Origin of the sequence: Pseudoalteromonas sp. ESRF-bin5 (genome assembly GCF_002632075.1) — a bacterium.
In the GTDB taxonomy this organism is placed as follows: Bacteria; Pseudomonadota; Gammaproteobacteria; order Enterobacterales; family Alteromonadaceae; genus Pseudoalteromonas; species Pseudoalteromonas marina.
Genome location: NZ_NTLW01000262.1, coordinates 1 through 7,524, shown reverse-complemented (window position 1 = coordinate 7,524; position 7,524 = coordinate 1). Strand labels below are relative to the sequence as shown.

General features: G+C 39.9%; 12 protein-coding genes. 6 read left to right on the top strand and 6 right to left on the bottom strand.

Annotated features, from left to right (window positions below):
- A partial coding sequence (locus BCG07_RS16250; RefSeq protein WP_286891120.1) for a uracil-DNA glycosylase family protein occupies positions 1–333 on the bottom strand: 333 nt, incomplete at its 3' end.
- 150 nt (positions 334–483) lie between these two features.
- Positions 484–840: a VOC family protein gene (locus tag BCG07_RS16245; protein ID WP_006793291.1), complete on the bottom strand. Its 357-nt coding sequence runs from the start codon at positions 838–840 to the stop codon at positions 484–486.
- 222 nt (positions 841–1,062) lie between these two features.
- Between BCG07_RS16245 and BCG07_RS16240 the strand changes: the two genes are divergently transcribed.
- The 3 genes from BCG07_RS16240 to BCG07_RS16230 are packed head-to-tail and all read left to right on the top strand — an operon-like array spanning position 1,063 to position 3,331.
- Positions 1,063–1,401, top strand: a complete 339-nt coding sequence (locus BCG07_RS16240) for a hypothetical protein (RefSeq protein WP_286891118.1) — start codon at positions 1,063–1,065, stop codon at positions 1,399–1,401.
- On the top strand, positions 1,398–2,993 hold the full coding sequence (locus tag BCG07_RS16235) for a PepSY-associated TM helix domain-containing protein (protein WP_286891117.1): 1,596 nt from the start codon (positions 1,398–1,400) through the stop codon (positions 2,991–2,993). The genes BCG07_RS16240 and BCG07_RS16235 overlap by 4 nt, the downstream gene beginning before the upstream one ends.
- Complete coding sequence (locus tag BCG07_RS16230) at positions 2,990–3,331, top strand: DUF3325 domain-containing protein (RefSeq protein WP_286891115.1); 342 nt, start codon at positions 2,990–2,992, stop codon at positions 3,329–3,331. The genes BCG07_RS16235 and BCG07_RS16230 overlap by 4 nt, the downstream gene beginning before the upstream one ends.
- A gap of 238 nt (positions 3,332–3,569) precedes the next feature.
- Here the strand turns inward: BCG07_RS16230 and BCG07_RS16225 are convergent, their stop codons facing one another.
- Positions 3,570–4,091: a lipocalin family protein gene (locus BCG07_RS16225; RefSeq protein ID WP_286891113.1), complete on the bottom strand. Its 522-nt coding sequence runs from the start codon at positions 4,089–4,091 to the stop codon at positions 3,570–3,572.
- Positions 4,092–4,211: 120 nt separating this feature from the next.
- On the opposite strand from BCG07_RS16225, the gene BCG07_RS16220 reads away from it, so the two are divergent.
- Genes BCG07_RS16220 through BCG07_RS16210 form a run of 3 tightly spaced genes read left to right on the top strand, consistent with a single transcriptional unit; the run spans position 4,212 to position 5,621 of the window.
- Entirely contained in the window at positions 4,212–4,667 is a 456-nt protein-coding gene (locus BCG07_RS16220) for a YaiI/YqxD family protein (RefSeq protein WP_004588273.1), read from the top strand.
- A 1-nt stretch (position 4,668) separates the two neighbouring features.
- Positions 4,669–5,211, top strand: coding sequence for a DUF6942 family protein (locus BCG07_RS16215; protein ID WP_286891111.1), 543 nt, complete (start codon positions 4,669–4,671; stop codon positions 5,209–5,211).
- 17 nt (positions 5,212–5,228) lie between these two features.
- On the top strand, positions 5,229–5,621 hold the full coding sequence (locus tag BCG07_RS16210; RefSeq protein ID WP_286891109.1) for an ACT domain-containing protein: 393 nt from the start codon (positions 5,229–5,231) through the stop codon (positions 5,619–5,621).
- Between the two features lie 70 nt (positions 5,622–5,691).
- Here the strand turns inward: BCG07_RS16210 and BCG07_RS16205 are convergent, their stop codons facing one another.
- From BCG07_RS16205 to BCG07_RS16195, 3 genes are all read right to left on the bottom strand, one after another.
- Positions 5,692–6,084, bottom strand: a complete 393-nt coding sequence (locus tag BCG07_RS16205) for a tellurite resistance TerB family protein (protein WP_006793298.1) — start codon at positions 6,082–6,084, stop codon at positions 5,692–5,694.
- Between the two features lie 128 nt (positions 6,085–6,212).
- Positions 6,213–6,659 (bottom strand): hypothetical protein, encoded by a 447-nt coding sequence (locus BCG07_RS16200; RefSeq protein ID WP_286891107.1) that lies wholly within the window; start codon positions 6,657–6,659, stop codon positions 6,213–6,215.
- Between the two features lie 145 nt (positions 6,660–6,804).
- The gene (locus BCG07_RS16195; protein WP_286891105.1) at positions 6,805–7,464 is read right to left on the bottom strand and encodes a class I SAM-dependent methyltransferase; all 660 of its coding nucleotides are present in this window, start codon (positions 7,462–7,464) and stop codon (positions 6,805–6,807) included.
- Between the last annotated feature and the right edge of the window lie 60 nt (positions 7,465–7,524).

Sequence of the window (7,524 nt, the reverse complement as noted above, 5' to 3'; positions counted from 1 at the left end):
TAATTGCGCTCTCCATGCGGGTGCACATTCTTTACGCGGAGGTAAGTCGCCCGACTTACCTTTACCTGGGTAGCAAAAGCCCATAGGTAAGATAGCTACTTTTTGCGGGTCATAAAACTCATCAACACTTAGCCCAAGCCATTCGCGTAGGCGGTTTCCGCTAGCATCGTTAAAGGGCTTGCCAGTTTCGTGTACTTTTATGCCCGGTGCTTGGCCGGCAATTAAAATACGCGCATTGGCATTAAATTGTATAACGGGGCGAGCACCTAACGGTAAATGAGGTTCACAGATCACGCATTTACTAACTTGCTCAATTAAATTGATCGGATCCATATAAATTTGGCCTTAAATGCTTGAATTTTGTTCTAAATGGCCATTTAGACCTAATGAGTTGGTAAAAAATCGGTTTATTTTACTCAAACTAGTTATTAGTTGGTAAAATCGTGATCTCATCTAAAAATAACAACTAATCACTTGATATATTTATTGTTTTTCTGACCATACGGCAAATTCGTTACCACTAGGCTCGGTAAAATGAAAGCGGCAACCACCGGGGAACTCAAAAATAGGTTTTACTATTTTGCCGCCATATTGCGCTACTTTTTTATAGGTTGCGTGAATGTCGTTACTGTAAAACACCAGCAGTGCGGCTCCATGTTGAGTAAGTGATTTAAGCGGTGCTTTAAAAAAGCCACCATCAAGTCCTTGGCCGCTAAACGCCGTATATTCTGGGCCGTAGTCGGTAAATTGCCAGTTAAAGACGTTAGTAAAAAAGCTTTTTGTGGCTGTTAAATCGCACGCGGGAAACTCTACATAATTTAGTTTTTCGTGGTTGCTCATTTTAAATTTACTCTTTGGCTTGCCAGTATTGACCACTGTAAACCTTCGTTATTAGCTAAGCAATAACCCTAAAAGAGCAGAGATCAGTATTTTACTAACATGCTAGACAATAATGTTGAATTATCTAGAATATACAAATGAGAATCACTATCTTTTGTATTTGTAAGCTTTATAATAACCCCTTATTTTTATCCTCGTATTTGAATAAGGGATTTGTTAACTATGCGGGCACCTCTGCACATAGCACCTTTTACAAAAACTAACCTAGCTGCGCTTTTAAAGGTGGCCCAAAGCTACAGAGTGTTAGTATTTTTGCGTTTTATTATTGCCATCGTAGGTGGCTATGCGTTTACCTCAGCGTGTATTTCATTATTAAGTGTGCTGCTGCCTATTGCTAAGCAAGATGCCGTTTTACTGTGTGTGTCTATCAGTATTTTAATTTACGCCGCAGTGTTTATTTATACGTTTTCGGTCAAGTCGTTAAAAACTGCATGGATCAGTATTTTACTAAGTACCGGTTTTTTTGTTGCTGTATTGGCGTTACTGAAGGGTTGGCTATGAAAGACAGCTTTTTTAGGTCGATGACCTGGCTGCATACCTGGGTGGGCTTACTTACCTGTTGGATTATTTACGTAATATTTTTTGCAGGCACAGCGAGTTTTTTTAGAGACGAAATAAACCTCTGGAATCAACCTGCTATACACAATGTGCAAGCCCAAACCGACAGAGTGGCCGCACAGAGGCAGCAAATTATAAAGGGCTTTGATTACTTAAATCAGCACGCTGCAAACTCCCCTAGTTGGCGTATTACCTTGCCCGAAGAGCGAATACCGTATTTAGTATATGGCTATGCAAAACCTAAAGAGCCAGGACAGCGCCGCAGCCAGTTTGTAAATACCCAATTAAACCCAAACACCATGCAAGCGCTGCCCCCTTTTGTTGAAACCAAAGGCGGTAACTTTTTTTATCGCTTGCATTATCAGCTTTATTATTTAGATGCCATAACAGGGCGTTGGGTGGTGTGTTTTGCCAGCTTTTTTATGCTGCTGGCAATAATTTCGGGCGTGGTTATTCATAAGCGCATATTTAAAGATATGTTTACTTTTAGGCGCAATAAAGGGACTCGTAGCTGGTTAGATGCGCATAATTTAAGCTCGGTACTTGCCTTGCCGTTTCATTTAATGATTACCTACACAGGCATTATTACGCTTATATTTATGTTGTTCCCCTACCCTGCGTTAACGACCTACGACAAGGGTATGCGTGGCTTTTTTAACGATGTAACACCTAGCAATAACGTGACTAATAACGCCCAAGGCAGTGCAGAATTGCTCCCTATAAACACTATTTTGGATCAAGTTTATACTAAGTGGCCTAGTGCAGATATTACGCGTGTTCAGGTTAGTAAACCGAATATGGCCGCTTCAACAGTAACGGTATTGGTAAGCCCTGCAAAGGCGCTTCGCGATCAATCTCCGCGGCTTTTGTTTAGTGGTGCTACCGGCAAATTAGTTGCACAGACTGATGTCGAACTTAGCAGTAGTAAAGCACTTTATGAGTCACTTAACTCTATGCATACAGGGCGCTTTGCTACACCTTTACTGCGCTGGTTATACGTACTTGGCGGTATTGCAGGCTGCGTAATGATTGCCTCTGGCTGCATAATGTGGGCTAAACGCATACGCGAGCGTAATAAGGGTAAAGCCTCATTTGGCTTACAATTAGTCGAAGGTTTAAACCTTGCCACCATTATGGGCTTACCACTGGCTACTTGCGCCTTTTTTATTGCCAATAGATTACTTAGTCCAACCGTAGCAGGGCGTGGTGAAAAAGAGGTTACAGTGTTCTTTTTAGCATGGTTAGTGGTTGCCGTTATGGCACTTTTAAAGCGCGATAGGTTGCAATGGCGTGTAATGGCAGCCATAAATGCCTTCGCGTGTTTGAGTGTACCGGCAATAAATGCGCTCACCACACAGGGCAATATAGTGAGCTACTTACTTAATAAACAATGGGCCTTGTTTATTTTCGATGCGGTATTTTTACTGTTTAGCATACTGTTTTTAGTACAAACCGAAAAATTACGTACTGCTTCTAGCGCATCTAAAAAAACAGCTAATAACCTAACCAATAATAAAAAGAGGCAAAAAGTATGATTGATTTACTTAGCTTTAGCCTCTGTTTGTTTGCTTTTAATGGTTTTGCTTTGGCAAAACCAGTGCATTTTAAAACGGTGTTTACAACGCGTCCCTCTAAGCTGCAAAGTAATTTGCTGCTAATAGTTGCTTGGATCAGTATTTTACTAAGTTTATTGTTCTGTGTTGTTACGCAGCAAGGATACGGAGCTTTACTGTTTTGTGGTTTTATGGGGTTAAGTGTATTAATTATAACGATTTTTTATAATTTTATAGAAAAGTTGATTAAGCCATTTAGCTTTTTAAATATGCTACTGATCGGCTTTTCAGGGCTATTATTGGTAGTAAACTCACTTTAGTTAGTAAAAATCTGATCCAAAGAAAGCTATTAATTTTAGGCAAAAAAAATGGCAAGCTATAAAGCTTGCCAACAATAGGGGGGATATTCAGTATGTCCAACACTTGCATGTCTCGTTGCAAGTGCAGCTAATATAGCCCGAACATATTTAACTTACTTTACAGTAAGGTGATCGTTTTATTACAGCTGTAACAATCATTAGCACTACAACTGTAAAGCCCCTTTACATCGCTAAATAACTACTGTTTAACCCAAATAATTTGTTCTGTGGCAAAGCCTAGTTTGTTTGCTTTAGCTATAAAATGTTGTTTAAGCTTATCACTAACGGTAGGCGTACGTGATAAAAACCATAAAAAGTCTCGGTTGTAACTGGTTATAAACGCATATTGGTAGTCGTCTTGGTCTAATTCAAAAATTACGTAAGCACCATAAAATGGGCCAAAAAACGAGACTTTAAAATGGCCTGTGTCATTGCCTTCTACAAACTTTGCTAAGCCTTCTGCTTCATCCCACTTTTGCTCTTTAGTTATGAAACCTTTGTTGAGCACTTTTACTGTGCCGTCGTCGTTTACTGTGTAAGTTGCGGTTACTTGCTCCATGCCCTCTTCAAATGAGTGATCTAGGCGGGCGATTTCGTACCACTTACCTTTGTACTGCTCAAGGTTAAAGTTTTTAACGGGGGTAATTCCTTCAGGTGCACTTGTGCAGGCAGTGAGTAAAAATAACCCTGTAATAAGTAAAATAGTCGTAATGGCCTTCATGAAAGCTCCTTTTTAAATGTGATGCAGTTTGTACGGCTTTAACCAAATAAAGTTTGCTAGCCGATTAAAATAAATTGCTATAGGATCAGTTAAATACTAGAGCAATTAAAAGATTTAAGCATGAAAATATGGGTAGATGCCGACGCATGCCCTGTGGTAATAAAAGAAATACTTTTTAGAGCAGCAGAGCGCACGCAAACACCAACCATTTTAGTGGCTAACCATGCAATGCGCATTCCGCCTTCAAAATTCATAAGCCGCGTACAGGTTTCGAGCGGGTTTGATGTGGCCGATGACGAAATAGTAAAGCGTGTAGAAAAAGGCGATTTAGTTATTACTGGCGACATCCCTCTAGCCAGTGAAGTTATAGATAACGGTGGCCAAGCACTTAACCCGCGCGGTGAGCTTTACACACCAGAGAATATTCGCTCGTTATTAAACGTGCGCGACTTTATGGATACCATGCGCTCAAGCGGCGTAGAAATGAGTGGCGGGCCACCACCGCTTAGTCAAACCGACCGCCAAAACTTTGCCAATAACCTCGACCGTATTTTAGCGCAAAAAAAGGCGAGTTAGTGTGAGTGAGCAACTAATTGGCTTAGGTGAGCAAGCCTTTAGCGTAGCCGTTTATGTGGCAAAAGCGCCGCCTATGCCCTACTTTGAAACCCTGAAAAGTGTTGAGCCTGTAATAAACGAGCAAATAAATACCATAAACCAGCACTGTGGTAATGGCTGGCGTAAAGTGTTTAACGTATACGCTAAAGTGTTGTTTGCGCTACCCAGCGAGCATTACAGCTTTGCTAAACAAGCCGATAGCTGGCAAGCGTATCGCGATACATTTTTACTGCAAAAAAACAGTAAAACTGCGCTGCTATTTAGTGTCCCCATTATTAACGGCACAAATAAAAACCAACTGCATATTATTGCTGGGCGAACCCATGCTAAAAACTTATTACAGCAAGGTAAGCTTAATGCGCAATTTAATTGGCTAGACGATGAGTTTGCAATTGATACAACGAATAACATTATTGTGTGCCCGTACTTTGATTATAGGCAGTTAAGTAATATTAAAATAGCCCTATTAAGCGGGCTTGTAGCTAAGCTTAAAACAGCTAATTAAAAATGTAAGGAGTCAACATGGTGGGAATTTTAGAGCTAAATACGTTATTAAAATCAATGAACCCCGAGCTTAAACAGGGTGAATATATATTTTGCTGTTTAGCAGGGAGCCTTGCTGACTACGTTCATTTAAACCCGCTTGCTAGTTACGTTGAAGAAGAAGGCCTAACCCTTATTTTAAATGCAGATACCGCCGATAAAGCCGGTATTACTTACGAAGGTAAATATAATTTAATAACCCTTAATGTGCATTCAAGCCTTGAGGCTGTTGGCTTAACCGCTGCGGTATCGGCCAAATTAACCGAGCATAATATTAGCGCCAATGTAGTGGCTGCGTTTTATCACGACCATATTTTTGTACAAATAGATAAAGCACAGGCGGCGCTATCTGCGCTTAAAGAGATTGGTTAAACTTAATTTCATTAAAAGTCCCCGGTTCTGGGTTGTTTAACGTTCAGTAACCGAGCTTTTAATATTTTAATTACACTATAGATTCAACAATTTTCAATGCTTTAAGTTCGTTTTCGTGGGTTATGCCATCAGCTTCAATTACTTGCTTAAGAAGCTCTAAAACAAACACCCTCATTGGTTGGTCAATAATGTGCGACATACGGTGTTGAATAAATGACTCTATTTCGTTTGTTTGTACCGCTGAAACACATTTTTTAGTCATTTCTATTATGTAATTGTCTATTTCTATTGCTGAGTTCCATTCAATTTTTTGTGCCCAAGCACTCACTACATTTAGCTCTTCGTCAGCAATAGAACCATCAACAGTGACAAAAAGTAAAGCGAGGTCTAATAACGACTCTTTTTGAAGTTGCTCAACACATACGCCCATATCAAAATTATTTAATAACTGTTCAAACTTCATAGTGCTTCCTTGATGGATAAAAATACTGCTAAAGAGCTTATACCAAAGCACACCAAAAAGTAATTTTAATGGGTTTGTTTAATTACAACATTTTGTAAGTAATTAATAATACGAGCCTTGAAGCTAGGTTAGCTTTTGGTGTTATTTATATTTAGGCAAAAGCTGTCATTAGCCGCTTCTAGCTTTACTTTATTTCCTGTTTTTACTCTTACACAGCGAGTACTTTTCGGCAGTTTTTTCTTTTGAATTACAATGAATTCGCCGTTATCTACATCGTTAAGTGTGTATTGATATGCTGTGTTACCGCCTTCAAATAATGCCGTAAAAAGTCCGCCAATCAATGCTCCGGCAATGGCACCGCTGATCATGTCTTCGGTGTTACCATCTAAATCCTCGGCTAAACCAATGCCTGCACCAAGCATGATTCCGGTTCCGATTTCTGATGACAGCTTTACCTTTTCAATTGATTCGACCGTAGCATAGTAATGCTTAATGATATGACCTTGGTCATCGCGATCAACGCCCTGAGAGGCACAGCCAGACAGTAATAAAAGGGCAATTAAACTTTTTTTCATGATTATTCTCTGTGTTGGTAATGAGTATAATCATATTCACTAATTAGTAATAAAACTGTGAGAGCTTTGTTTGTACCTGTTAGAAGATGTAAGAATGTGTTCAAAGGAAACACCGACTGAAGCCAGATCGGTGCTAAGGTTAAGATTATTTAACAACGTATCCGCTAAAACCAAGCGCTTTAAAATAAAGCTTAGGAATACCGTATTTGCACTCGTTAAGTAATTCACTTAAGCGCATTCTATCAAGTGGGTAAAACTCACTTTCTAAATTTTGAGCTGTGTAGGCTTGCCCTGCGTCACTTAAGCCTAAATCGGCACACACAGTAATTTGTGCTTCGCGCTCAAAGTCGGTTTCGGGTTTCATTAAATCGCTAATAAATAAGTTTGCGCCTTTATTTAAATTAGCTTTAATGTTTTTGAGTAGCTGCTTTTTGCTGCCGTCGTCTTTTAAAAAGTGCATTACGAGTAGGCATACCGCCGCATCGGCCTTAGTAGATAGCTTATCAAGCTCGCCTTCAATAACGTTAACGCGCTTTGCTATGCCGTGTTCTTCAAACGCTTGTTTAGCAATTGCGAGCATATCACTTGAGGTATCTTGCGCGGTAAATTGCCAAGTAGGGTTAAGCGCGGCAAGGGCGAGTATTTCTTTACCTGTACCGGCTCCTACTACTAAAATATGCGCGTTGTCTGCTAACGTAGCGAGTAGTTGTGCATTGGTAAGTTGGTGTAATAGCTCATAACCAGGTACTAAGCGGGTAATGCGACTATCGTAATGTGTTGCTTGCTCGCCTGTAAATGTCGGCATTTTTAACTCCTTTAATCAGCTTATAAAACTTCAATAGTGGAGTATCCACCACTTTGCTTA